Origin of the sequence: Alteromonas macleodii ATCC 27126 (assembly GCF_000172635.2) — a bacterium.
Lineage (GTDB): Bacteria > Pseudomonadota > Gammaproteobacteria > Enterobacterales > Alteromonadaceae > Alteromonas > Alteromonas macleodii.
The window spans coordinates 1,974,392-2,000,026 of record NC_018632.1 but is presented as its reverse complement, the minus strand read 5'-3'; the positions used below and the strand labels follow the sequence as shown (position 1 = coordinate 2,000,026).

The window sequence follows — 25,635 nt, the reverse complement described above, 5'->3', positions numbered from 1 at the left end:
GCTTAAGGTGGAACTGAGTCAGTTAACTGCAATTTCCCCTGTCGATGGTCGATATGCTGGCAAAAGCGTAGAATTACGCAGTATTTTCAGTGAGTACGGCTTATTAAAATACCGTGTAGAAGTAGAAGTACGTTGGTTACAAATGCTGTCTACTAACCCACAAATTGAAGAAGTTCCTGCTTTTACAGACACGTCAAATGCACTACTAGACAAAATAGTAGCTGAATTTAGTGTTGAAGATGCCATGCGCATCAAAGAAATCGAGCGCACAACAAACCACGATGTGAAAGCAGTTGAATACTTTCTTAAAGAGAAGGTTGCCGACAATAGTGAGCTTTCAGCAGTAAATGAGTTTATCCACTTTGCGTGTACGTCTGAAGACATCAACAACCTTTCACATGGCTTAATGCTTCGCGAAGCCCGCGAGGCCGTTATTCTTCCTTACTGTGACAAATTAATTGAAGCGCTAGTAGAGCTTGCTAAGCGCTACCAGAACGTACCTATGATGGCACGTACTCACGGTCAGCCTGCTTCACCTACCACCATGGGTAAAGAAATGGCAAACGTGGCTATTCGCCTGAAGCGTCAGCGTAGCCAAATCGCAGGTGTTGAGTTACTTGGTAAGATTAACGGTGCAGTGGGCAACTACAACGCACACTTGTCAGCGTATAAAGATGTAGATTGGCACGACGTTTCAGAGAAGTTTGTTACCTCACTAGGTCTAACCTGGAACCCGTTCACTACGCAAATAGAGCCGCATGACTATATTGCAGAAATGTTTGATGCCATTGCGCGCTTTAACACCATCCTTATCGATTTCGATCGTGACGTTTGGGGTTATATTGCACTGGGTCACTTTAAGCAAAAAACGGTAGCTGGCGAAATCGGCTCTTCTACCATGCCACACAAAGTTAACCCTATCGACTTTGAAAACTCGGAAGGTAACTTAGGTCTGGCGAACGCTATTTTTGACCATTTAGCAGCTAAGCTTCCTATCTCTCGCTGGCAACGTGACCTTACCGACTCAACCGTACTACGTAACCTTGGCGTAGGTGTAGGTTATGCGGTTATTGCGTATCAGGCTACTTTGAAAGGTATCAGCAAGTTAGAAGTTAATGAGCAAAGCTTACTTAACGAGCTAAACAACAATTGGGAACTGCTTGCAGAGCCTATTCAAACTGTTATGCGTCGTTACGGTATTGAAAAGCCATACGAGAAGCTAAAAGAGCTGACCCGTGGTAAGAAAGTAAACGCTGAGGTCATTGCTGAGTTTATTGATAACCTAGATATGCCAGAAGCGGCCAAAGCAGAGCTTAAGGCATTAACGCCTGCTACATACATTGGTGATGCAATCAGGCTTGTAGATCAGTTATAAGCCCTTACGCTTTCCACTACACTGAAAAACGCGGTCATTAGTACCGCGTTTTTTTATTCCTAAACTTCTCTACATTGAATTTTCACATACCCGTGGGAGCAAGCAAATGGATTTACGCAACACGAACCACACTCCTTTCTCATTGCAGGAAAAACACTGTGTTGTACTTTCCCCCACGGTTTCGAAGGTGTTAAGTCCAACGCTAGAAACCAAAAGTAGTGCCGCGAATTTAAAAAGCTGTATAAAAAATGCCGTCGTCATTTTTTGTGACCTATCAGGCTTCCAACAACTCTCAGTTAAATATGGCGACATTACATGCGCCAGACTTGTAGATAGCCTGTTTTCTGAATTCGATGTGCTTGCCGCTGATTTACACCTTTCGCCATTAAAAACCAACGGCGATCAATATATTGCGGTTGGTTTTAGCGGCGAACTTAGCAGTACAACACACTCGCTTTTGAACGCTCTGGTGAACGCCATCGAATTCGCATTTCGCGCTCGCGAGCTTGTAAATAGCAACGACCTTTTAGCATCATCTTCAAGTCAACTGCGAGTTGGCATTGCGACAGGATCTTTACTTGCCGGCCAATCTGCTCGCCCGCTTGCAGGCTTTGATATTTGGGGGACTACGGTAAATAGGGCTGCAATGTTAGAGCAATACACAGCACCTAATACAATTGCTATTTGTGAGAAGTCTTACAGCCTGGTTAAACGACAGATTATGCATCGCTCTAGCGCGAGTGCGAATAACCCTTGCTCCTTTAATACGTACTTCACTTGTGGTTCAAATAGAAACGCTAACACTGAGCTCTCAACGCGTGAACACGACAAGCGGAAACTCAGTGAGTCAAAAATGTGTGGCGAAAATTGCAAAGAAACCACATTCCTACCAAAACAGCTGCATACGAAAACAATGCTAATGAGCGCATACGTTTGCTAACTCCTGTCTAGCGCATCTGATAACTACCCATGCCATGTAAACATTGAGCTAAAAAGCACGTGATTTCTAAGTTAGATGAATTACACCTGCAGTAACTCGCCGCGAGTACGAACATGTTAAGTTTCGCTGAGTGGGTAATTATCTATGCGAACCGTTATGAATTCGGCTTTCCCTGTTGAATCAGGTGAAGCAAATGCAAGGTAGCAATAAATGTTTCAATAATCGATAATGCCCCCCATAAACTTCGACCTCGCTTTTGACAAAGTGCTAACGCTTACCGCATATTTGTAACGCCACGCACAATACTTAAATCAACAGATTAAGCCCATTTAATTGGCTTACTATAAGAGACACTATGCCCACTAACGACAATTCGTACATTATTGATGCACAATCTGGAAACGGCTTTAATGCAGAAACCTTTCTAAAAAACTACTGGCAGCAAAAGCCGGTAGTCATCAAACACTTCTTTGACAACTTTGTAGATCCTATCGATGAGAACGATCTTGCCGGTCTAGCACAAGAGTCGGAAGTGGATGCACGTATTATTAGCAACGTGAAAGGCAGCTGGCATGTTGAACAAGGGCCAATTACCGATTTTGACAATGCATGTCAGGGCAAATGGACATTACTAGTTCAAGGCGTAGATAAATATGTGCCCGACGTAACCCCTCTACTACATCCCTTTTCTTTTATCCCTAATTGGCGATTGGACGACCTGATGGTGAGCTTCGCCACCAATGGTGCAGGCGTTGGTGCTCACATCGACCAATATGATGTATTTTTAGTTCAAGGTAAGGGCCGAAGACGCTGGCGTGTGGGCAAGCCGGCGGACTATAAAGAAGTTTTTCCACATCCAAAATTAAGACAAATTGAAGGCTTCGACCCTGTTATAGATGTTGTGGTTGAGCCTGGCGATGTGGTGTACGTACCACCGGGCTGGCCTCATGATGGAGCGACAATTGAAGATAGCCTCACCTACTCTGTGGGTTATCGTGCTCCGGACAATCTGCAACTAGCGGAAAGCCTGGCGATGATGTTGGATAAAGGCGCACATAATTATCGCTTTACCGATGCAAGCCGCTCTATGCAAGGCAATCGTGCTTGGGTAAATCCAAGCGATGTTGCCATTCTTAAGCAGCAGCTCATAGATGCGATAAACGGTGAAGACTTTACTTTGGCACTTCTAGAAGCCATGAGTGAACAAGGCATTCCTGAATATCCGCTAGAAGACGAAGTATCGCTAGAGCAAATTTCAAATGAGTTTGCCGCAGGCATTAGCTTTGTTCCTGCACCGGGTGTGCGTGCATTACTATGTGACGGTAAGCGTGGTCTTCCTCGCGCGCTCTTTGTAAATGGCAGTCAGTTCGAATTTGGTAAAAGTGACCAAGAATGGTTTGAAGTGCTGGCATCAGGAGGCGTTTTGAACGCAACGTGTTGCCAAGACGCGCCTTCTTTTACATTTTTAGAAACCTTAACTACACTTATCAATAATGGTTACTGGGAATGGTTCGAAGGTTAACAGGTAGGTATGGCGTTTACGATACAAAACGTCGATTGGGAAAAGGATAAACATCGACTGAAAGCACTAAGGGAACATGTATTTGTTTTAGAGTGGCGCGTCCCCGAGGCAAGCGAGTTCGACGAACACGACAGCTCAGCGTGCCATGTGCTTATCGTCAATGATGAAAACGAACCCATTGCCACTGGGCGCTTAACCAAACGAGGCGAACTAGGCCGAATTGCTGTTAAGCGCTGCCACAGAACATTGCCTGTTTATCGCGCTTTGTTTGAAGCGCTGATTAACACGGCAAAGCAAAACAACGTCCCCATTATCAAAGTAGTCTGCAATTTAGAAAGCGTGTCCTATCACCAATCCATTGGTTTTATTCCCGACGGGCAAGTATTTATGGACGCAGGCGTTCCAAGACAGCGCCTAAAATGTCCGGCAGAGCGATTTCCTCTTCCGGACGTGACTCAACTTCATTAAGCTATGTATTTACAAAACGTCTCACTAATACAGGCTATTGCCTGGAATTAGTTCCAAAGATCTGGCGCGTTCTGCATGGCAAACAAGCTTTCAGCACGATTAATTAGTAAAGCACCAAACGCCTTTTGAGTATCGTCTGCGCCCTCTGCATTAATGAGGTTTTCTGCTTTCAACTGCCAATGCATAGCAAAGTGACGAAGTACGTCCTTGGCGTCTTTGGCGTTATCGACTGATGTGTAATCAGAAGGTAAATCACCACTAATAACCCAATAGCGTTTACTGTCCATTGCTCTAATTTTCCAAACTGCAAGGTACGGCATTAAATAACGACTTTCTTCGGTAATAACAGAATCAAACAACACGCCATTTTCCGCTAAAAATTTGTTTGCCTTTTGAAACTGTTCTCGTACCCACGTTGCGCGTTCTTCATCACTGATTGGTTGGTTTTCTGGTTGTTCTGCCATTTTTACTCTCATTATTATCGTTATCTGTTCTTACTAGTACTGCTACTTGATACCCATGTCTCAGTTACCTTATAGGCAGTTTTGCCACTAGTTCGTAGCGTACGCCTTTTTTATCTTTGTACTTTATTTCATCCCTGCTTTCCACCGCAATTAGGGCATTGTGCCCACCGAAGGTGTTAACCGCTTACTTATTCGACAATCTTTAAGAATACCCAACACCCAGTTATTCAAAGGTCGGGCACAAACATTTACATTTTTCATATTGGCAAATGTGCATCTTTGGGCGAAACTGTGAGATGAAAACTTCACCAAGCCGAGTGTTTATACATGCGAATAGTAAGACTTACCCTTGGAGCAATCTTGTTTATCGGCGGTATTGTTCTAACATTGCTTCCGGGCTCTATCTTGTTAGTGATAGGCGGTTTAGTGCTCTTAAGTTACGACTGGCCAAAAGCGCGAAGCTGGCTCAAATACAGCCAAAAAACAATGACGAATGGTGCCCGTAGAATTGATCGTTTTCTTCTTATGCGAAAGCTGCGTTAATTGTTTTTGTTCTAACAGGTGTGCTTTTAGAAAGTTGAGCACGCCATAACGCACAGTGCGTTTCGCCTCCCTCTTCATCTCTCACCACTTTGTCGCAAAGTGTTAGCAATTAAACTTATGTAAATGCGTAATGATGCAATGCGTGTTAACGTAATCTAAAGTATAAATTGCGAAGCCTTTAACAATAATAATAGTGGCAATTATCTGAGCATGCTCAGCATCTTAGATAGTTCGTATCATCAGGCAATGTAACCGTATCGATATGATTTTGTGTAATGCGTTGACCCCGCATTGCGCTGCTTGGGTAGGCCAGGTTTAAACAATCTGGTCCAAGTCATATCTTTCGCTTACCTATGGAGACAAGACCATGATCACGTTTACCGTTAATGGTAACAAACACGAATTTTCTGGTGACCCATCAACACCAGTGTTGTGGTACCTTCGTGACGAATTAAATCTTACAGGACCTAAGTTTGGCTGTGGTATGGCGCAATGTGGCGCTTGTACTGTTCACATTGATGGCATGGCACAACGCTCTTGCGTATTGCCTGTGTCAGCCGTTCAAGGCAGAAAAATTACCACTATTGAAGGGCTAAGCGAAAATGGCGATCACCCTGTCCAAAAAGCGTGGGTAGAACACAAAGTACCACAATGTGGTTTCTGTCAATGTGGGCAAATCATGCAAGCTGCCAGTCTATTATCAACCAACCCAACGCCAAGTGACGAAGAAATTGTTCAGAATATGTCGGGCAACATCTGTCGTTGCGGCACGTACCCTCGCATTCACAAGGCCATTAAGTCTGCGTCGAAATCAATAAGCGGCAACGCTGGCGTGAGCTACTTTGACCCAACCCAAGCGGGAGAAGAAGCATGAGTGAGAATACCTATTTTGATATGAATCGCCGCAGTTTCTTAAAATCGACAGCAGCGGCGGGTGCACTGGTTCTTGGTACCTATTTTATGGGTGGTGCACCTCGCGCCATGGCTGGCGTATTAGCAAAGCCGGCGGAAAACGCAAAGCGCGCAAACTTGTTCATTGCACTTCGCCCTGACGGCATGGTTGAAGTAACGTGTCACCGCAGCGAAATGGGTCAACAGATCCGAACCGCCATTGCGCAAATTGTAGCTGACGAGATGGAAGCTGCGTGGGACAAAGTCATTGTTATTCAAGGCAAAGGCGACCCCAAATACGGTGACCAAAACACCGATGGCTCGCGTAGTATCCGCTTCAATATGCAGCGTCTTCGAGAAATGGGCGCAAGCGTGCGTCATATGATGCAACATGCAGCAGCTAAGCGTTGGGGTGTTGAGCCAAGTACCTGTGTTGCCGAGCAGCATGTGGTAACACACACTTCAGGTAAAACGCTTGCTTATAAAGACTTAATAGACGATGCATTAACCATTACGCCGCCAGAAGCAGATAAGCTTAAGCTTAAAGAAAGGAAAGAATGGCGTTACATCAATACCGGTATGGCGCATATCGACCTTCAAGATATCGTTACCGGTAAAGCAATCTTCGCCGCCGACGTGCGCGAGCCAAAAGCACTTGTTGCTATAATCGAACGCCCACCTGTAGTGGGCGGTAAGGTGAAAAGCTTCAATGCAGATAAAGCAAAAGCGGTTAATGGCGTTGTTGATGTAATTGAAATTCCAGCGCCAAAAGGTGCGCCTCAGTTCCAACCAAAAGGTGGGCTAGCCATTATAGCTAACAACACATGGGCAGCATGGCAAGGCCGCAAAGCATTAGACGTCACCTGGGACGATGGCGCAAATGGCGACTATAACTCAGCGAACTTTAAAGAGCAGTTGCTTAACACAGTAAATGCACCTCAAGCGCTTGTTAGAGAAAAAGGCGATGCGTTGAGCGTTTTAGAAAAAGCCAGCGACAAACTGGTTGCTGACTATTACGTGCCGCATTTAGCACAAGCCCCAATGGAGCCACCATGTGCTACTGCCATGTACTATAAAGATCGCGTTGACGTATGGGCAGCAACACAAAATCCGCAGGCTGATATGGAAACCGTGGGCGCTATGGTTGGCATGGACAAAGAAAAAATCAATGTTCACGTTACCATGCTAGGTGGTGCTTTCGGGCGTAAATCTAAGCCTGACTTTTCAGCGGAAGCAGCATTCCTATCAATGAAAACGGGCAAGCCAATTCGCGTTCAATGGACACGTGAAGATGATATTCAGCACGGTTTCTATCACGCGGTTTCTGCTCAACATGTTGAAGCTGCACTTGATGAAAACGGTAAAATTGACGCTTATCTTCACAGAACCGCGTTTTCACCTATTGCCTCTACGTTCCAAGAGGGCGCGAACGCACCCTTTAGCTTTGAGTTAGATTTGGGCTTTACGGATAACCCTATTCTTACGCCCAACATGAAGTTAGAGCGCGGTGAAGCACCAGCCAAAGCCCGTATTGGATGGATGCGTTCAGTATCGAACATCTTCCACGCGTTTGCTGTACAGTCGTTTATTAATGAAGCAGCCCACAAAGCAGGCAAAGACTCTAAAGATTACCTATTGGAAGTAATTGGTCCTGATAGAATTATTGATGTGACGGATCAAAAAGCTGAATATCAAAACTATTGGGGTGACAAGTCGGTTTATCCTTTGGATACAGGTCGTCTTCGCAATGTAATTGAGAAAGTATCTGACATGGCAGGCTGGGGCCGCAAAATGCCTAAAGGCCGCGGACTGGGTATTGCTGCGCACCGTAGCTTTTTAACTTACGTTGCTACTGTGGTTGAAGTTGAGGTGTCTGACGCTGGCGATCTTAGCGTGATTAAATCATGGGTAGCTATTGATGCAGGTACTGTAGTTAACACCGATACGGTTAAAAACCAAACCCAAGGCGGCTCGGTTTACGGTATCACAACAGCAATCAGTGACGGTATAACGTTTGATAAAGGGCGTGTACAGCAGAGTAACTTCCACAACTACCGTGTACCGCGCATGAGCGATTCACCACTAGAGGTAGAAGTTGAAGTAATTGAAAGCGATGCGCCGCCAGCAGGTGTAGGTGAACCTGCAACCCCCGTGTATGCGCCAGCGCTGTGCAATGCCATTTTTGCTGCATGCGGTAAGCGTATTCGCCAGCTACCTATTGGTAACCAGCTTAAAGCGTAAGCATTCTATAGATTCGGCTTAATCGCTGGTTTGATGAATAAATACTAACGCTATTTAAGACAGGCAATCATATCAAAAAGGGTTAACACACAGTGTTAACCCTTTTTTTATGGATGTATGCTGTTTTCGGGTGTGTCTCAATAGTAGCGAAAAAGCGAATTGCTTTATGAATAATAGAAAAGACTATATAAGTTATAGATACTTAGGCAAAAACACGCTATCGAGATAACAACGCAAGCAACAAAAAGGTGAATAAATACACCATAACTTGCATAGGCGAAAACTGCACATATCAGACCAATAGTGAATTCAACCAGCGCAGCTTCACAGAACGTTCTGATGTTACTGATTACAGGTTGTGCAAAAAACTTAAATTTATAAGCCATCTTAGTTTCCCTCCCTGCCTCATGCATACTGTTAGCCAAACGTTATTTACAATAGCACACTAATCCAACCGGACATAATTTAACCAAGTAATATAAGAAGGTCTTGAGTTTTGTTGCACATCGAAAAGGCGAAAAAACCTAGTCATTAGCATATTCGCCATTTCCAACTAACTAAGCCATTGCTTAAGAGCAGCAAACAACCATTAGAGACAAAAAAGGAGGCCAACATGACCTCCTTTCATTCAAACTGTAAATCAACCTGTAACCTTACAATTAGAAGGAAAACACTTTCAGTGTTTGACGGTTAATTCCCGCCTTATTCCAATAGGTTATTCTTACTCGTAGTTGCGTTCCATCCACATTAACTGCATTTTAAGCTCGTTAATTTCTTTTTGCGCTTCCGCCAACTGCTCTACCACAGAGCGTGATTGCATAACGTTTTCTTCGGAAGTATTTACTGAAACTGCGCTGTCATTATGTGCCATGAGAATTCAACCAAGTTAATTATTAATCAAAGATTCAAAGTGAAAGTCACTTTGTAATATTACATTTTTAATTACACAAAGTCATGTTTTCAACACGCAAAAATGCATAGTTTTGCTAAATAACCACAGTTTTTTTAAGGAATGAAACACGAGCAAAGATTTGCTTCTAGATGAGTGGCCATCACTTTAAGTTGCCTAACAAAAAAAAGAGACCTTATGGTCTCTTTTCAATAATATCAAAGCGATAACGTCGTGAAATAACACGACGTTAGATGGAAAACTAGATAATTCTGACCCTATCTCGCCTTCACATCCGAGCTACGTAATTAGCCGTGCTTTTCAGCCAGGTAAAGCCAGGTTTCAACCACGGTATCAGGGTTAAGTGATACCGAATCAATCCCTTCTTGTACCAGCCACGCGGCGAAGTCTTCGTGATCTGATGGACCTTGGCCACAAATGCCTACGTATTTTCCACGCTTCTTCGCTGCCTGAATTGCCATTGACAACAATGCCTTCACCGCTTCATCACGTTCATCAAACAAGTGCGCGATAAGACCGCTGTCGCGATCTAGACCTAGGGTTAACTGCGTTAAGTCGTTAGACCCAATAGAGAAACCGTCGAAAATGTCTAGGAACTTATCAGCAAGCAAAGCGTTTGATGGCAGTTCACACATCATGATAACGCGAAGGCCATTTTCACCTTTCTTAAGTCCCTGCTCTTCAAGAAGCTCGATAACTTGACGACCTTCTTCTAATGTACGAACAAACGGGATCATGATCTCAACATTGGTCAAGCCCATTTTATTGCGAACGCGCTTAATGGCTTCACATTCAAGGGCAAAACAATCGCGGAAATCTTCAGAGATGTAGCGGCTTGCACCACGGAAACCCAACATTGGGTTTTCTTCGTCTGGCTCGTATTGATAACCGCCCACTAAGTTGAAGTATTCGTTCGATTTGAAATCTGACATACGAACAATAACTTTCTCTGGCGAGAATGCAGCGCCAATGGTTGAAATACCTTCCACCAATTTCTCGATGTAGTATTCCGTAGGCGACTCGTAGCCTGCAATCATATCGCTAATTTCTTCTTTCAACTCTTCAGGCTGGCTGTCGAAATTAAGTAGTGCTTTAGGGTGCACACCAATCATGCGGTTGATAATAAACTCAAGACGCGCAAGACCAACACCTGCGTTTGGCAAGCGAGCAAAATCAAATGCGCGGTCAGGGTTACCCACGTTCATCATGACTTTCAGCGGTAGGTCAGGCATTGCGTCAATGCGTGAGGTCACTACGTCGAACTCTAGTTCGTCACCGTAGATAAAACCAGTGTCACCTTCAGCACAAGATACAGTAATTTTGTCGCCGTTCTTGATACTGTCAGTCGCGTTACCACAACCCACAACCGCTGGAATACCTAACTCACGCGCGATGATTGCCGCGTGACAAGTACGGCCACCACGGTTGGTAACAATAGCAGAAGCCTTCTTCATGATAGGTTCCCAGTCAGGGTCTGTCATGTCAGTTACCAGAACATCACCAGCCTGGATTTTGTCCATCTCTTCAATTGAATCAAGCACTTTCGCTACACCAGCACCGATTTTGTGACCAATTGCACGGCCTTCACAAACAATGTTGCTTTGACCTTTCAACTGGAATCGTTCGATGCTCTGTGAGTCTTCACGGCTGCGTACTGTTTCAGGGCGAGCCTGAACAATGTAAAGTTTGCCGTCTGCGCCATCTTTTGCCCACTCGATGTCCATAGGACGCTTGTAGTGGTTTTCAATGATCTGCGCCTGTTTAGCAAGCTCCATTACTTCGTCATCAGTCAACGAGAAGGTTTTGCTGTCAGCTGCATCAATATCGACAATAGACACTTGCTTACCGTGTGCTTCATCATCTGAGTACACCATTTTAGTAAGCTTACTACCAAGGTTACGACGAACGATAGCAGGCAGGCCTTTATCAAGTGTTGGTTTGTGAACATAGAACTCATCAGGGTTAACCGCACCCTGCACCACCATTTCACCTAAACCAAATGAGCTGGTAATAAATACAACGTCTTCAAAGCCAGACTCTGTATCGATAGTAAACATAACGCCTGATGATGCAATATCACTGCGCACCATGCGTTGAATGCCTGCGGATAGCGCCACGCCTTTGTGGTCGTACCCTTGGTGAACGCGATATGAAATAGCGCGGTCGTTAAATAGCGATGCGAACACGTGCTTAATTGCCACAAGCACGGCTTCATAGCCTTTAACGTTTAGGAAAGTCTCTTGTTGACCTGCGAAAGACGCATCAGGCATATCTTCAGCCGTGGCTGATGAACGCACTGCAAATGACGCTTCTTCACCTGCATCACCCTGTAATGTGACAAACGCAGTTTTGATTTCTTCTTCTAGCTTCCCTTGGAAAGGAGTGTCGATGATCCACTGGCGGATATTCTTACCCGCTTCGGTCAGTGCGTTTACGTCATCTACGTCTAACGAGTCTAAGACTTCGTGGATACGCGCTTCTAGGCCACTTTGCTCTAGAAACTCATTAAATGCCTCGGCGGTGGTAGCAAAACCTCCCGGCACCTGCACACCGGCGTTCGCCAGGTTTGAAATCATCTCGCCTAATGATGCATTTTTGCCGCCTACGCGACCCACATCATGCATGCCCAGTTCTTGATACCAAAGTACGTATTCTTGCACAGCCCAAGCCTCCAGCTTTTTTATGTGTAGGGTATGAGGTTAATTTCAGGTTTGTGCTTTTTGTCACCTGAAACTCATCAAATTGTAGTCGATATGTGGTGAAAACCACTGTTAACGCTGTCCATTACGTTTGACAGCAAACCTATTGATATTTGCCATCATTCACAAGAACCGTGTAGCTTTTCGACGAAATCATCTTAGAATGGGGAAATTCAGAATGTAAACCCTTTATTACTTTTGTAATAAAATTACACCAATGTTAAGGATATGTTGTGCGCACAGCTTTTTATATTTCAGATGGTACAGCCATCACTGCAGAGGTCTTCGGCCACGCCCTGCTTTCCCTGTTTCCCGTTTCTTTCAATCACAACACCATTCCTTTCGTTGAAACTGAGGAACAAGCTCACAAAGTTTTACAGCAAATTTCTGAAAGTTTTCAAGACACCGGAGAAAGGCCGCTCGTTTTTTATACAATTGTGAATGTAGATATTCGCAAAATAATCTCGAAATCTGTGGGCATTAACTATAATTTTCTCGATCAATTCGTAGCGCCACTGGAAAAAGTATTGGGTGTTCCTTCAAAACCAGAAAAACATCGCACACACAGTATCCACGAAACCACCTACGATATTAGAATTGAGGCCGTAAACTACGCATTGGCTAATGACGATGGCTCTAATCTAAAAGATTATGATGAAGCAGACATCATTCTTACTGGTGTTTCACGCTCGGGTAAAACACCAACAAGTCTTTACTTAGCCCTTCAATACGGAATAAAAGCAGCGAACTACCCTTTTACAGAAGAAGACATGGGAGACATGCTGAAACTGCCTCCTGCCCTAAGACGATTTAAAAACAAACTCTTCGGACTAACAATTGAAGCCGATAGACTACATCAGATACGTTCAGAGCGACGCGCAAACAGTAAATACGCATCGCTACCACAATGTAGGATGGAGCTTCGTGAAGTTGAGAACCTGTATAGAAAGGAAAAAATTCCGTTTTTGAACAGCACTAAATATTCTATTGAAGAAATTTCGGCAAAGATTTTAGCCGAGACTGGACTGAAGCGCCGTAAGTATTAGTGAATCTAACAATTGGAAAACAAAAAAGCGTGCCGCAATGTGCATTTTGCCTGTAGCTAATCGAAATGAACCTAACGATTAATGCGGTGCGTTATCTTTTACCAATTTTCGGTAGCGCGATAGCTGTAAAGATGGAAGTCCCTCAACAGATATTTGCTTGAGCCAACGTCTCGCTTTTTCAGGGTCGTTGCCAAGCGTAGCGTTTTCCGCTATCCGTAACTTAATACTGTTAATTTGAGCGATATCCTTCGCTTGCTCCGCACATGTTAAACCATTCAGGAAAGCCTGCTCTGCCTCCTGATAATTCCTATTGTTGCGAAGCGCTACAGCATAATTGCTGTAGGCGATAGCTTGCTGTTGATAATCGGGTAGCTTCAACGCCCAATTCAACGATTTAATTCGATATTCAATATGTTTTGCGTTATCGCCTTCTTTTAGCGCGGCGTGCCCAAGCTCAGCAAAGATCTCATGGTAAAAGACAGGCGCATTATAGTTTTCACCTTCCAGTTGCTCAGCAAAGTCCTGCGCTTCTTTCGTTTTACCAAGCACAGTCAAAAGATTTAAAATTCTTATACCTAATTGAGGGGACGGCATCTTTTCATATTGTGCTCTCAAGCCCGTCAAAGATTTAGTTAACGCTATTCTTGCTTCCTGCTCTCGGCCACAGGCACGTAACCACTTACCGAAAAACAGAGAAACTAGTGGCTTGTACTCTGGCATTCCTTTCAAATTTGTAGCTTCAAGCCAAGGCCTTAGAAGGGCATAAAGCTCATCATAACGTTGAAAGTTAAATAAGATATCAAACCTTCTTACTTGAAGGTCCCACCATGGTGGTGTGTTCTTATCTAATAGAGATTGCTGTGCTCTGATTTTCGATAAACATTCGTCGACACTATCCTGGCAAAGAGGCTGAATATCTTTAATCGCGGCATTTGCATGAAATACAAAAAGCGCTAGGAATAATAAAACGGTGGCTAATAGAGATCTCATTATTATTATGGCAATGCGTCTATTTTGTATGAAGTATAGGTTAAAAGCAGTTCTTATAATAGTTAGCGAAAGCTCCTAATTTCTTTAGTGGCTAGCATCATCGCATGCTCCGTGACCTTTCGCTGATAGCAATTATCTATCACGGATAATCAGTTACATTTCATTGATTTAGCGATATTGTTAAAACATAATTGATACAGTATAACATTACCATTAATTAAAGGAGTTAGCGTCATGTTTACAGAAGAGATGGTACATACAGCCCTTCAGACTTGGTGCGACAATGTTGTTGCGGTGGGAAAAGTACACGCTGAAGGTGGCGATGTGAAAGCGTTCGCATCAAAGGTTTTATCTGAAAACTACGATTACGATAATGGCAAGGTGCTATTTAAGCCTACCTTAACGTTTGGTGCTCAAACATTTCGCCCAACAAAAGAAGGGGCGCTTTCCTACTTCGTAGGTGGCAATAGCGACTACCCCAACGACAATGGGTTCAAGCTTAAGCCTTGGGTAAAGGTTTGGTATAGCAAGGAAGATTTCATATTGAACGGCGAGTTAGCCATTGTTCAATGCAACGTACATTTTATTGGTGCAGACGACAGCCATATTTTTGTGAACAAGAGCTTTGTCTTCAAGCAATGCGACGACGGTAAAATTAGAATTATCCTTCACCAATCTTCGCTACCTTATCAGCCATAAGCGTTAGCAATGGCTCTAATGGCACAGGCTTGACGCCTTTAAGTGTCAAAAAACACGAGGCACGGTAAAAATCGTGCCTCGTTTTATTCTAAAGGTGCTGTAACGCTGTAAATAAGTAACCGTCTAGTTTCAAAAGCTTGGCTTAGGATAAAGCCAAGTTCAGTCGAGTCACGCTAGGTACGGCTATTTAACGCAAGGCGCTTCTACTGCGTCTTAAGCGCGTCCTTCAGCGCTTCCAAGTTAGATTCAAATGGCTTCCACTGCCCCATCCCCGTTTTGTAAATAGGCTGACGAACCTGCTCTGAACTTGGAGTTTTGATTATCCGCTTGGTTTTATGAAACGCTAAGCATGCCTCTTCAAACTCTAAACCGCAGAACGCCAGAATACGCTTAACCTGCCCTTCTAAATCGTCGAGCACATCTTCGTGCTGCACCGTTAAAATGTCGCCGGGCATCACCGTATGCCAATGTGACATCAACTTTTCATACGCATTGTAATATCGGCCAATATCACTTAGCGAGTAGCTAAACTCCTGCCCTTCCCCAAATAGTTGTTTGTACCCACTAAAACAGCAATCCATTGGATCCCTTCGCGCGTCAATAATTTTAGCGTTAGGCAGTATCTTTTTAATAAGCCCAATATGAATGAAATTGTTGGGCATTTTGTCAATAAATAACGGTGCGCCTTGGCGATATGCACGGGTCTGCTGAATATATTGCTCACCAAGTTTCGCCAGCGTTTCTTCACTCAATGCTGAAACATTAAACGGATATGGCGTAGATTGGTGACTGAGCGAAGATGCTATACCCAGAATGTCATGCAGCTCCATGGTTCCGTCGACATTAGAGTGCGACGCTAGGATTTGCTCAAGCAGTGTAGAGCCAGCACGTGGAAGGCCGACAATAAAAATAGGATCTGGCGCTTGGCAACCCTGTGTTTTTTTGAAATCGTCTTGACTAAAAGCCTGTTGCTGAGCATCTAATGCTTGCTCGGTTTTCCCAATATCGAATTGAAGCGTACTGCGTTTAAGCGCATTACCTTGCTGGTAATACGCAAAGGCCTTGTCATACTGAGCGTTATCTTCAAACCCTTTTCCGAGCGCAAAACAAATATGAATTTTATCGTCTAAGTTAATTGCATCATTGCTGGCTTGCTCAGTCATTTGCTTAAGCATCTTGTCACTAAACTTATACGTCTTCGTATTCGCCAAGCTCCAATAGGCATCGCCATAGTCGCGGGCAAAACCTACCGCTTTTTCGTAAGCGTTAACCGCATCGGCAGTATCGCCTTTGGCTTTTAGTGCATGACCCAACGACACCCAAACTTTAGGTCTATCTGGCATTTGTTCTAGTACGCCATGGTAAATATCTATCGCTTCATCTAATTGCCCTACACCAACAAGCGCATGGGCAAGACTGGTTTTAATAACAAAACTGTCTGGGCTTTTTGAGAGTCTTTGTCGCGCAACGTTTACGGCCTCTGGAAACTTACCCAACTTTGAAAGCACGTTTTGATAAGCTAGCGCCGCTCGCTCGTTGTCCGGGTATAATTCCACACAACTTTCCAACAAAAATTCTGCATCACTGTACACCTTCAACTGCATACCAATCTCAGCCAACAACATCATAGCTTCAGGGTGATGCTTCTGTTTAGCCAAAAATTGGCGGCACACTTGCTCTGCCGCAGCGAACTGCTTTTCGTACATAAGGTCGTAGGCACCCAGAATTGGCGGAGGAAGAGACTGCAAATGCGCAATCTGATTTGATGCCATTTGTTCAGCGGTAGCGTCGCGATGATTTTGATAGATTAAGAGCAGTTTTTTCCAACTGCTTATAAGAGCGGGGTTAAAATGCGTTGCTTTAAAGAACGCACTTGCTGCGTTTTGCTGGTCTCCCACAGCTTCATGACAGTAAGCAAGCTCTTGGTATCCCCTGCCGTAATCTGGGCGAAGAGATAGAAGAGTGTCGATAGCCTTAAAAGCATCGCTATGTTGGTTTGAGAGCCTGTAAGTGACAGCGGCCAAATAAAGTACTTCTGCTTCTTGCTGATCATTTAGCGACAAGGGCAATAAATCTTGAATATACGATTTCGCAGTTGATAACTGACCGCGTTGAAGCGCTTGCTTAATAGCGCGAACTTGATGTTGAAAATCTTCTGTTGTCATAGCCTTCGTTATAATTCTTGGTAGCGCAGGTGATAATTGGCGAAAGCCAAAAGGGTATGTATTTAATACTACCGAATTTTTTTAAGATAAGTAATGAAAACGGCAGGCCTAGGCCTGCCGTTTAATGCACTGTGTACAATCTACTTCTTCGTTTACGACAAACGACTATTAATAGTAATCGTAAGAGAAGCGAAGACCTATAGTACGAGGGCGATTAGTCACAACCTTAGGCGTATACTGCTGTGTATCAATGTTCAAGATTGCAGATTTGTCGAAAACGTTGTCAACGAATGCTTCAACTTTCCAGTTTTGATACGTCATCCCCACAGATACATTACCAATCACGTAACTTTCCTGAATGTAGCGGCCACCGCGAATTGTTTCACCATCTGCACCTGGGTACGTTGCACCTTTAAACTCGTCACCCTCATCTTTAATTTTCAGACCCGAGCCCGTGCCATAAATCAATCGAGTTGCATCTTCCATGGCATAAGCGTTCATCACCATGCCAGCAAGACGGTCGCCGGTGTAGGTAAGTGATGCATTAACATACCCTTCTTTACCGCCGTCTAACTCAAAGAAATAACGTGCGCTAATGTTGCCTGAGAAATCAGCAGAGTACGGAAGCTCACTGCCTACGCCAGCCGCAATACCTTCTAGTTCAGGGTTAATACTAACCAGTTCAGTATCCAGTACGCTAAATGAAGCGTTAATGACTAGGTTATCTGTCGCTAACCAAGTAATGTCTGCATCAATCCCTTTAACTTCTGCATCACCAACATTATCGGTAAAGACTAAGAAACTAATATTCGCAGGATCGAAACGCGACGTTTGCAAGTCACTGATTTCTGAATAGTAACCAGTAGCATTAACACGCAAAATTCCGTCTAAGAAGTCACCTTTCAGGCCAATTTCGTAGTTATCCAGCGTATCTGTTGTTGAGTAAACCGGAACACGGAAATCCGCAAACGCCCCAGTGTCATTTGCCGCTGCGTCACCGCCTAGTCTGTTTGTTACTGGTGGACGGAAGCCTTCTGAATAGTTCGCGAAAAGCAATACGTTTTCATTTACTTTCCAGTCGAGGCCGAATTTGAAAATGGTATCGTCAACCGTGAGTACTCCGTCACCGTCTAGTAAGCCAATTTCCAATGAACCATCTTGGATAGCATCGACAACACCTTGGCCGTCAAGACCCAAACCATCATACACGGCGGGATCTAGCACGCCTTGACCATAGGCTTCTAAACGGCTTGTTACGTCGCGTGTTGATGTAGCGCCGCGATAAATATCGTCAATTTGATACCAGCGCGCACCAATGGTAGCGGTAAGCGTATCAGTAATTTCATAGCCTAGCTGACCAAATACTGCGATCTGCTCGATAGTGTGCGTAACGTCGTTTACAAAGCTAATTTCAGGAGAGAAAGGGCCACCATCGCTGTTAATTCCACGGTCACCCGCCAGCGCATTCCATGAACTTGCAAGGTTCTCAAAGATTTCAGGGCTTGCGATTTTAAACTGGCCTACTGAGCCTACTTCCTGTTCGTCATAAAACACACCCGCCGTCAGCTGCCATGGTGTATCCATCGTTGTGCTGAAACGTAGTTCGTGGGTTAAGCGAGTGCTAGTAGTGTCTTCTTTGTAGTATTTACTTGGATCGAGGCAGCGGGCGTCATCTGGATTATCTGGCGTTTCATAGTGCGTACACACATAGTACGCGGAAAATAAGCCGCCGTTGGTGTAGCCGGTGTAATCGGTAAGCGTGTCTATTTCACGATCAAGGTAACCACCGGTATACACCACATCTAGTTTTTCCAAACGACCATTTAGGGTCCATGTGGTTAAGCCAAATTCGTCAGAGTTTTCATCGCTTTGAAAGCGAATTGCCGAGCTTTCGCCTTCCACCGTTGGGTCGTAGGCAAACACACCTTCAGTATCAAGTGTTTGTTGAGTGTGTTGAACCAGAACATCCCAATCTTCGTTGATAATGTAAGACAACCCGAATCGCGCCCCTGAGTAGACCGCGTCATTAAAGTTATCTTCAACATGTTCGCTGTTTCTTGGCGACACAACGGCGGCTTCACTGCGGGTAAAACCATTAATTTCACGACGTGCATCCATAGCAGCCGGATCGATGCCCTGTTTTTGCAATGCATTTCCAGAAATACGATCAATAACTACAGCACTTCCAATGTAACCACCATTTCCTGGCTCATTTTCAATGTTGTCAATCCAACCGCCCTGACTTTCATTGTAGGCAGCCACACGCAGCGCAAGATTGTCAGTTGGAGTAACGTTGAAATATGCCTCCACCGTGTTACTCATATCTCCGCCTTTTGTGGTAGAAATACTGGTATCGAAGCCTGCAGCAAATCCAGAATGATCTGGCTTGTTTGTGATTAGGCGAACTGTACCTGCCTGAGAACTCGCACCAAATAACGTACCTTGCGGCCCAGGTAGAACCTCTACACGCTCAACGTCGGTAGCAAAAATATCTAAGTTTCGGCCAGCCATAGAAACAGGCATTTCATCAAGATAGAAAGCCACTGAGGGCTGAAGTGCTTGAACAGATGACAGGGTAATGCTTGATTGCGTGGTCGCCGCACCACGAATGTATATTTCGTTCTGCCCTGGACCTGTACCTTGGAATACGACATTCGGTAAAAACTCTACGTAGTCTTGGAAGTTATCAATACCCAGGTTTTCTAATGCTTTTCCATCTAACGCAGAGACTGCGACAGGGACATCTTGGATTGATTCACTTCTTTTCGTGGCGGTAACTTCTATGGTTTCAAGTTTAGCGGGCGCTTTAGTTTCTTGCGCAGCCAGAGAGGTGGATGCCAGTGCAGCGATGATTGCACAGCTAAGCTGAGTTTTTCGCATTTGTGTGTGTTTCCTTCAATTGTTTTTTTATTCTTCGGACAGTGTTTACTTAAAACACATATCAAAAAGATCATATATTACGATACACAATCTATTAATTATTTCTACTCTAACGATTAATAATTAACCAAAAACACCTAAAACCTAGCAGAAAGTCTAATTTTTATCGTAAAAACAACTGTAAAAAAAAGACTTCACTTTTACTCACTGACCAAATACATACAAATCAAATAATTTCATCTGATGTTTATAAAAAATGCTCCATGCGGTATATTTCTGCGTATAAACCGAAATTTATAAAAGGTGAAAGGAATTTACTGCGTGATTGAGAACGAAAATAAATCTCCACTCAACAAGCCGGTGTTTATTACATCGTCAGCTTTAATCCTATGTTTACTTATCTTCGCTGCTGGTACTCCTGAAACAGCAGACGCGCTTTTCCAAAAGCTTCAGAGCGCAATTGTGACCAACGGTAGTTGGTTTTATGTATTTACTGTCGCAGTAATTGTGGTGTTTGTTGTTTTCCTCGGCATGTCACGCTACGGCGAAATTAAGTTAGGCCCAGATCACGCAAGCCCCGAATTTAGCTTTGGGACTTGGCTTAGTATGTTGTTTGCAGCAGGAATGGGAATTGGGCTTATGTTCTTTGGCGTTGCCGAGCCCTTAATGCACTTTTTAGCGCCCCCCACTGCACAGGCTGAAAGTATTGATGCTGTTCGCGAAGCAATGAAAACCACATTTTTCCATTGGGGTGTTCATGCTTGGGCAATTTATGCGGTAGTGGCGCTGATTTTGGGCTATTTTGCGTACCGTCAAAACTTACCTCTTACACTGCGTTCTGCTTTATATCCTTTAATTGGTGACCGGATTTACGGCTGGCCTGGGCACGTGGTTGATATATTCGCGGTTACATCAACGGTGTTTGGTGTATCGACGTCGCTAGGCTTTGGCGCTTCGCAAGTAAATGCGGGGTTTAACTATTTATTTGGTCTACCGTCAAATACTGGTGTTCAAATAGCTATAATGGCAGGCGTTGTTGGCTTAGCCGTAATTTCTGTAACTACTGGCCTGGAAAAAGGCATACGCCGTCTGTCAGAAACCAATATGGTTTTAGCCTTACTGCTACTTTTAATTGTTCTTGTTTTAGGCCCAACCGTATTTTTACTACAAGCGTTCATGCAAAACACTGGGGCTTATCTGTCTGATTTAGTGCGAAACACATTTAACCTGTTCGCCTATGAAAAAACGGACTGGATTGGTGGCTGGACTATCTTCTACTGGGGTTGGTGGTTAGCTTGGGCACCGTTTGTTGGCCTGTTTATCGCGCGTATCTCATACGGTAGAACCATCCGTGAATTTGTAATGGGCGTACTGCTTATTCCATCAGCATTTACACTATTTTGGATGACCGTATTCGGCAACGCCGCTATTGATCAGGTGTTAGTACAAGGCAAAGACGTACTTGCACAAATGGTAAATGAAGATACCTCAGTGGCACTGTTTGTATTTTTAGAGCAGTTCCCTTTCGCTTCAGTACTAAGCCTTATAGCAGTATTGATGGTCATTGTGTTCTTTGTAACCTCATGTGATTCGGGTGCCATGGTTGTCGATATGCTGTGTTCACACGGTGAAAACAATACGCCGTTGTGGCAACGAGTATACTGGGCTGTTGGCGTTGGTGTGGTGAGTTCAGTGCTGCTTTACGCTGGTGGGCTTGGCGCGCTGCAAACTATGACGATTGCCGCCGCACTGCCATTTGCTATTGTGTTGCTTATCGCTATATCGGGACTATTGAAAGCCCTTCGAATCGAGGCGTACAAACGTGAAAGTTTACAAGTACTAACGGGTACACCGCAGCATAATGACTCTGACAAAAACTGGAAAGAGCGCCTTGAAAATATTGTGACCTTTCCAGATGAAACTGCCGTTCGTCGTTACATCAATAAAGTGGTGAAGCCTGCGCTAACAGAAGTAAGCGAGGAGTTTAAAGCGCAGCAATTCGAAATAAAAATTGAAGATACGGACGAAGCACTCATATTAACCGTTGATATGGGCAATGACCCTGAGTTCATTTATGCTGTGCATCCTGTATCGACAGAACAGCCTGAATTTGGTCCAAGTGACACACCAGCACTGGACGAAAACAAAAAGGCCACGTACTATCGCGCCGAAGTGCACCTTAGTGAAGGTGGTCAGAACTATGATATTATGGGCTGGTCGAAGATTTCGGTCATTAATGACGTCATCGATCACTATCATAAGCACCAACATTTTATTCATTTGCTTAAGTAACCGCTGGGTTACGCATTTGTTGGAAGTAACATGCGAAAAGAAGAAGAACTATTAGTGGCACTACGGCGCGTAATACGCGCTGTAGACCTACGCAGCAAGCAGCTAAGTAAACACGTGGGTTTAACAGGCCCACAGTTATTGGTGATGCAAAATATTGAAGAGCGCCCGGGTATAATGGTGCGCGAAATTGCAGAGAATATTAACTTAAGCCCTGCAACCATCACGAATATTCTAGATAGACTAGAATCACGAGACTTAGCTACGCGCATAAGAAGTACGCAAGATAAACGAAAAGTGGGCGTATTCTTAACCGAACGCGGTAAAGAGGCAGTGGTTGACGCACCTCGCCCTCTTCAAGAACACTTTGTCGAGCGTTTTTCACAGCTTAAAGAGTGGGAGCAAAGCCAAATGGTCGCTACCGTTCAGCGAATTGCTAGCATGATGGATGCTGAAGATATTGATGCCTCCCCTTTCCTGGAGTTAGGCAGTATTTCAGAAAAAAGCTAATAGCCTTTGTCTTCTTTAAAAAAAATGGCCTTCACTTGAAGGCCATTTTTGTATCTATCTTTGGCGCTGGCGTAGAAGCGCTCAGCTGACTGCTATGACTTCGCCTTAAGTGGATTTACCTTTCCACCTGTGATTTTGTCAGCGCGCCCTTCCTCTTTCGCTTTCTCAGCACGGCGCTTGCGGATTTCTTTAGGATCAGCAATAAGCGGGCGGTAAATTTCAATACGGTCGCCATCGGTAAGCGTGTCGCGAAGCTTAACCACGCGGCTCCAAATACCCACTTTCGTTGCTTTCAAATCAATCTCGGGAAACTGCTCAAGCACGTTAGACGCGTTTATCCCTTCTTCCACCGTCGCACTTTCATGAATAGCAACATCAATGATAGTTTGCTTGGTGGGTAACGCGTAGGCAACCTCAATATTGATGAGCTTCTTACTCATGCGTAAACGCTCCGCGCTCGGTCTGTAAACGCTGCAACCATACTGCTGGCTAAACTGTTAAACACTTTACCAAAAGCCATTTCAGCTAGCTTATTACTGAATTCAAACTCTAGGTTTAATTCAATTTTACAGGCTTCTTCTGATAACGCTGAAAATGTCCAGCCACCAGTAAGCGAGCGAAACGGACCGTCGACCAGTTGCATTTGAATACTTTTACCTGGCTCTAAAACATTGTGCGTTGTAAACCATTGCTTAATACCTGCTTTTGCAACTAACAATGACGCTTTCATGCTTTGCGCTGACGTGTCGAGGATTTTGCTATCGGTACAGCCTGGCAAAAACTCTGGGTAGGAAGCTACATCGTTGACTAAGTTAAACATGGCTTCTGCGCTATGGGCTACCAGCGCGCTTCTATGAATACTTGGCATTGATTCCACTACAATTAAAACTCTTGGCCGCATTGTATCACAGAAAATTTGGTTCGCTCGTATTCGGTTTTGAACCAAATGCCCCAATATAAGATAACAATGACAACTAAAGACATTCCTTTGAACAATCAGTATAATAGCCAGCATGAAAAAGAATAAAGCCAACAAAAACACCACAGGAAATATCGCGCAGAATAAAAAAGCGCGTCACGACTATTTCCTAGAAGACAAGTTCGAAGCCGGACTTGAGCTTCAAGGGTGGGAAATTAAAAGTATTCGTGCCGGTAAAGTGAACATTACCGATGCGTACATTATTATCCAGAATGCCGAAGCGTATTTGGTAGGGTGTAGAATTAGTCCGCTGAATCAAGCCTCTACCCACGTTATCGCTGCTCCAGAGCGTGCTCGCAAATTGTTGCTGAACAAACGAGAAATTGACCGCTTAATGGGTGCGCGAGACCGCCAAGGTTATTCAATCGTTGCCACGTCTATGTATTGGAAAAAGTGTTGGGTGAAACTAGAAATTCACCTAGCAAAAGGTAAGCACGCCCATGACAAGCGTGACACCATTAAAGACAAAGATTGGCAACGTCAAAAAGAACGAATGATGAAACACAGCGTTTAACGCTGTGTTTTTATTTGGGCTGCCAAAAAAGAAGTGTAGTAGGTTTAACCTACGTCTCGTTTCGTCATTTTCTTGCGATGTAGCATATCAAGAATCAGACTCCACAGCGGTGACGGGTTTCTTAAGGTGGTTAGGTTATTCCCAAGGCGTCTAAGTTGTCTTCGCACCATGGCCATATTCGCAAGGCTTGCAAGCGATTTATCTTTCCAAGAGCAATGTGGAATTATGCCCGAATACGCCCATTCTTGTTGCCACTTTTTAGCTAAGTCGGGCGTAATAGCAAGGGCGCTGGCTAATCCAACAAGGGCACAGCCCTGCTCAATCACTTCCTCTGCTACCTCGGCCCTTTTTATACCGCCAGTTGTCATAAGCGGAATATCAGTTTTACTTACCAGTGCCTGCGCAAATTCCAAAAAGTACGCTTCTCTGGCCAGTGTGGTGTCGTCACGGGTTTGCCCTTGCATGGCAGGCGCTTCATAACTGCCGCCAGACAGTTCTACAACATCAACACCCAAGGCTTCCAAGCGATTTACCACCTCACAGGCATCATCAAAAGAAAAACCATTTTTCTGAAAATCTGCAGAGTTAAGCTTTACCATAACAATAAAGTCTTTAGCGCAAACCGCTCGAACCTGACTGACTATATTTATCAGCAAGCGTGCGCGATTAATGATAGAACCGCCCCACTCGTCTTGGCGCTGGTTAGTAAGCGGAGACAAAAACTGCGTAAGCAAATAGCCGTGAGCGGCGTGAATTTCAACGCCATCAAACCCAGCTTTTTCAGCTTGCTTAGCAGTTTGAACGAAACGTTTGCACACATCGTGAATGTCTTGGCAGGTCATTTCTCGTGGTTGAGCAAACAGCTTGGAGTGTTTGCCCATATCAAGTGGTACAGCAGAAGGCGCAATAGCTTTGCCTTTCATCGCTTTAAATACCTGTCGACCAGGGTGATTAATCTGCATTATGGCTAAAGCGCCATTAGACTTAATGATTTTTGCCCACTTTTGAAACGGTGCGATGTCGGTATCTTTTTCTAGTGCAACGCCACCTGGCCCTGTCATGGCGCCTTTATCAACCATAACGTTGCCTGTGATCACCATGCCTAAATTGCCGTGGGCCCAATATCGATAGAGTGAGTACAAAGACTCTCCGGGAATATTTCCCATACTCGACATATTTTCTTCCATAGCAGCTTTAACAAGACGGTTTCGCGCTGATACGCCACATGGCAAGGTATACGGAGAATACAATATGGAATCTGAAGACATTTACACTACAAGCCTTTTAATTATGCTCACGTACTTTAATGGTTCTTGCTACTAATTGCATCATTACATCAGCACTATTTCCTTAAAAATTCGCTAAAGTAATCAAATAAAAAGCGCTATTTTAGTTTATAAATTGCGTTTCTTGCACAGCCCTTGTGCGCTCGGCACTTGAATTTTACTCAAGCATCCACATATCTATGGTAGTTCAATAATACTCAATGTTTGTGTGTTGCTGTTTAAGC

General features: G+C 44.2%; 21 protein-coding genes. 12 read left to right on the top strand and 9 right to left on the bottom strand.

The window, feature by feature from the left end:
* The first annotated feature begins 7 nt into the window (after nucleotides 1–7).
* The 4 genes from purB to MASE_RS08475 all read left to right on the top strand — a co-directional run bounded on the left by purB (nucleotide 8) and on the right by MASE_RS08475 (nucleotide 4,305).
* Nucleotides 8–1,375 carry an adenylosuccinate lyase gene (purB, locus tag MASE_RS08490; protein WP_014949325.1) on the top strand — a complete coding sequence of 456 codons (1,368 nt, stop codon included), beginning with the start codon at nucleotides 8–10 and terminating at the stop codon, nucleotides 1,373–1,375.
* A 106-nt stretch (nucleotides 1,376–1,481) separates the two neighbouring features.
* Complete coding sequence (locus MASE_RS08485) at nucleotides 1,482–2,315, top strand: adenylate/guanylate cyclase domain-containing protein (protein ID WP_014949324.1); 834 nt, start codon at nucleotides 1,482–1,484, stop codon at nucleotides 2,313–2,315.
* Nucleotides 2,316–2,670: 355 nt separating this feature from the next.
* Nucleotides 2,671–3,837: a JmjC domain-containing protein gene (locus tag MASE_RS08480; protein WP_014949323.1), complete on the top strand. Its 1,167-nt coding sequence runs from the start codon at nucleotides 2,671–2,673 to the stop codon at nucleotides 3,835–3,837.
* A 9-nt stretch (nucleotides 3,838–3,846) separates the two neighbouring features.
* Nucleotides 3,847–4,305 (top strand): GNAT family N-acetyltransferase, encoded by a 459-nt coding sequence (locus MASE_RS08475; protein ID WP_014949322.1) that lies wholly within the window; start codon nucleotides 3,847–3,849, stop codon nucleotides 4,303–4,305.
* Between the two features lie 47 nt (nucleotides 4,306–4,352).
* On the opposite strand, the gene MASE_RS08470 is transcribed toward MASE_RS08475, so the two are convergent.
* A complete protein-coding gene (locus MASE_RS08470) occupies nucleotides 4,353–4,769 on the bottom strand; it encodes a DUF4826 family protein (RefSeq protein ID WP_014949321.1) in 417 nt (138 codons plus the stop codon).
* 327 nt (nucleotides 4,770–5,096) lie between these two features.
* Between MASE_RS08470 and MASE_RS08465 the strand changes: the two genes are divergently transcribed.
* From MASE_RS08465 to MASE_RS08455, 3 genes are all read left to right on the top strand, one after another.
* The gene (locus MASE_RS08465; protein WP_014949320.1) at nucleotides 5,097–5,312 is read left to right on the top strand and encodes a PGPGW domain-containing protein; all 216 of its coding nucleotides are present in this window, start codon (nucleotides 5,097–5,099) and stop codon (nucleotides 5,310–5,312) included.
* Nucleotides 5,313–5,679: 367 nt separating this feature from the next.
* A complete protein-coding gene (locus MASE_RS08460; protein ID WP_014949319.1) occupies nucleotides 5,680–6,186 on the top strand; it encodes a (2Fe-2S)-binding protein in 507 nt (168 codons plus the stop codon).
* A complete protein-coding gene (locus tag MASE_RS08455) occupies nucleotides 6,183–8,444 on the top strand; it encodes a molybdopterin cofactor-binding domain-containing protein (RefSeq protein ID WP_014949318.1) in 2,262 nt (753 codons plus the stop codon). Before MASE_RS08460 ends, MASE_RS08455 begins: the two co-directional genes overlap by 4 nt.
* A gap of 721 nt (nucleotides 8,445–9,165) precedes the next feature.
* Here MASE_RS08455 and MASE_RS20060 read toward each other — a convergent pair.
* Nucleotides 9,166–9,315: a hypothetical protein gene (locus MASE_RS20060; protein ID WP_155279892.1), complete on the bottom strand. Its 150-nt coding sequence runs from the start codon at nucleotides 9,313–9,315 to the stop codon at nucleotides 9,166–9,168.
* A 326-nt stretch (nucleotides 9,316–9,641) separates the two neighbouring features.
* Complete coding sequence (ppsA, locus tag MASE_RS08445; RefSeq protein ID WP_014949316.1) at nucleotides 9,642–12,014, bottom strand: phosphoenolpyruvate synthase; 2,373 nt, start codon at nucleotides 12,012–12,014, stop codon at nucleotides 9,642–9,644.
* Between the two features lie 272 nt (nucleotides 12,015–12,286).
* Between ppsA and ppsR the strand changes: the two genes are divergently transcribed.
* Entirely contained in the window at nucleotides 12,287–13,099 is an 813-nt protein-coding gene (gene ppsR, locus MASE_RS08440) for a posphoenolpyruvate synthetase regulatory kinase/phosphorylase PpsR (RefSeq protein WP_014949315.1), read from the top strand.
* 78 nt (nucleotides 13,100–13,177) lie between these two features.
* On the opposite strand, the gene MASE_RS08435 is transcribed toward ppsR, so the two are convergent.
* A complete protein-coding gene (locus MASE_RS08435) occupies nucleotides 13,178–14,089 on the bottom strand; it encodes a hypothetical protein (RefSeq protein ID WP_014949314.1) in 912 nt (303 codons plus the stop codon).
* Between the two features lie 234 nt (nucleotides 14,090–14,323).
* On the opposite strand from MASE_RS08435, the gene MASE_RS08430 reads away from it, so the two are divergent.
* Entirely contained in the window at nucleotides 14,324–14,788 is a 465-nt protein-coding gene (locus MASE_RS08430) for a hypothetical protein (RefSeq protein ID WP_014949313.1), read from the top strand.
* 203 nt (nucleotides 14,789–14,991) lie between these two features.
* On the opposite strand, the gene MASE_RS08425 is transcribed toward MASE_RS08430, so the two are convergent.
* Nucleotides 14,992–16,953: a tetratricopeptide repeat-containing sulfotransferase family protein gene (locus MASE_RS08425; RefSeq protein ID WP_014949312.1), complete on the bottom strand. Its 1,962-nt coding sequence runs from the start codon at nucleotides 16,951–16,953 to the stop codon at nucleotides 14,992–14,994.
* Between the two features lie 168 nt (nucleotides 16,954–17,121).
* Nucleotides 17,122–19,833 carry a TonB-dependent receptor gene (locus MASE_RS08420; RefSeq protein ID WP_014949311.1) on the bottom strand — a complete coding sequence of 904 codons (2,712 nt, stop codon included), beginning with the start codon at nucleotides 19,831–19,833 and terminating at the stop codon, nucleotides 17,122–17,124.
* 321 nt (nucleotides 19,834–20,154) lie between these two features.
* Between MASE_RS08420 and MASE_RS08415 the strand changes: the two genes are divergently transcribed.
* The gene (locus tag MASE_RS08415) at nucleotides 20,155–22,125 is read left to right on the top strand and encodes a BCCT family transporter (RefSeq protein WP_014949310.1); all 1,971 of its coding nucleotides are present in this window, start codon (nucleotides 20,155–20,157) and stop codon (nucleotides 22,123–22,125) included.
* Between the two features lie 30 nt (nucleotides 22,126–22,155).
* Nucleotides 22,156–22,632: a MarR family winged helix-turn-helix transcriptional regulator gene (locus MASE_RS08410; protein WP_012518305.1), complete on the top strand. Its 477-nt coding sequence runs from the start codon at nucleotides 22,156–22,158 to the stop codon at nucleotides 22,630–22,632.
* Between the two features lie 92 nt (nucleotides 22,633–22,724).
* Here the strand turns inward: MASE_RS08410 and MASE_RS08405 are convergent, their stop codons facing one another.
* Together MASE_RS08405 and MASE_RS08400 are read right to left on the bottom strand one after the other, a co-directional pair.
* The gene (locus MASE_RS08405) at nucleotides 22,725–23,072 is read right to left on the bottom strand and encodes an RnfH family protein (protein WP_014949309.1); all 348 of its coding nucleotides are present in this window, start codon (nucleotides 23,070–23,072) and stop codon (nucleotides 22,725–22,727) included.
* Nucleotides 23,069–23,500, bottom strand: a complete 432-nt coding sequence (locus MASE_RS08400) for a type II toxin-antitoxin system RatA family toxin (protein WP_014949308.1) — start codon at nucleotides 23,498–23,500, stop codon at nucleotides 23,069–23,071. The genes MASE_RS08405 and MASE_RS08400 overlap by 4 nt, the downstream gene beginning before the upstream one ends.
* Before the next feature lie 145 nt (nucleotides 23,501–23,645).
* On the opposite strand from MASE_RS08400, the gene smpB reads away from it, so the two are divergent.
* Nucleotides 23,646–24,125 carry an SsrA-binding protein SmpB gene (gene smpB, locus MASE_RS08395; protein WP_014949307.1) on the top strand — a complete coding sequence of 160 codons (480 nt, stop codon included), beginning with the start codon at nucleotides 23,646–23,648 and terminating at the stop codon, nucleotides 24,123–24,125.
* Nucleotides 24,126–24,169: 44 nt separating this feature from the next.
* Here smpB and MASE_RS08390 read toward each other — a convergent pair whose 3' ends face one another.
* Complete coding sequence (locus MASE_RS08390) at nucleotides 24,170–25,393, bottom strand: NADH:flavin oxidoreductase/NADH oxidase family protein (protein ID WP_014949306.1); 1,224 nt, start codon at nucleotides 25,391–25,393, stop codon at nucleotides 24,170–24,172.
* Between the last annotated feature and the right edge of the window lie 242 nt (nucleotides 25,394–25,635).

Coding starts and splice junctions, on each gene's coding strand:
- MASE_RS08485 (WP_014949324.1), top strand. CDS start 1,482: ATGGATTTACGCAACACGAACCACACTCCTTTCTCATTGCAGGAAAAA.
- MASE_RS08480 (WP_014949323.1), top strand. CDS start 2,671: ATGCCCACTAACGACAATTCGTACATTATTGATGCACAATCTGGAAAC.
- MASE_RS08475 (WP_014949322.1), top strand. CDS start 3,847: ATGGCGTTTACGATACAAAACGTCGATTGGGAAAAGGATAAACATCGA.
- MASE_RS08470 (WP_014949321.1), bottom strand. CDS start 4,769: ATGGCAGAACAACCAGAAAACCAACCAATCAGTGATGAAGAACGCGCA.
- MASE_RS08465 (WP_014949320.1), top strand. CDS start 5,097: ATGCGAATAGTAAGACTTACCCTTGGAGCAATCTTGTTTATCGGCGGT.
- MASE_RS08460 (WP_014949319.1), top strand. CDS start 5,680: ATGATCACGTTTACCGTTAATGGTAACAAACACGAATTTTCTGGTGAC.
- MASE_RS08455 (WP_014949318.1), top strand. CDS start 6,183: ATGAGTGAGAATACCTATTTTGATATGAATCGCCGCAGTTTCTTAAAA.
- MASE_RS20060 (WP_155279892.1), bottom strand. CDS start 9,315: ATGGCACATAATGACAGCGCAGTTTCAGTAAATACTTCCGAAGAAAAC.
- MASE_RS08435 (WP_014949314.1), bottom strand. CDS start 14,089: ATGAGATCTCTATTAGCCACCGTTTTATTATTCCTAGCGCTTTTTGTA.
- MASE_RS08430 (WP_014949313.1), top strand. CDS start 14,324: ATGTTTACAGAAGAGATGGTACATACAGCCCTTCAGACTTGGTGCGAC.
- MASE_RS08425 (WP_014949312.1), bottom strand. CDS start 16,953: ATGACAACAGAAGATTTTCAACATCAAGTTCGCGCTATTAAGCAAGCG.
- MASE_RS08420 (WP_014949311.1), bottom strand. CDS start 19,833: ATGCGAAAAACTCAGCTTAGCTGTGCAATCATCGCTGCACTGGCATCC.
- MASE_RS08410 (WP_012518305.1), top strand. CDS start 22,156: ATGCGAAAAGAAGAAGAACTATTAGTGGCACTACGGCGCGTAATACGC.
- MASE_RS08405 (WP_014949309.1), bottom strand. CDS start 23,072: ATGAGTAAGAAGCTCATCAATATTGAGGTTGCCTACGCGTTACCCACC.
- MASE_RS08400 (WP_014949308.1), bottom strand. CDS start 23,500: ATGCCAAGTATTCATAGAAGCGCGCTGGTAGCCCATAGCGCAGAAGCC.
- smpB (WP_014949307.1), top strand. CDS start 23,646: ATGAAAAAGAATAAAGCCAACAAAAACACCACAGGAAATATCGCGCAG.
- MASE_RS08390 (WP_014949306.1), bottom strand. CDS start 25,393: ATGTCTTCAGATTCCATATTGTATTCTCCGTATACCTTGCCATGTGGC.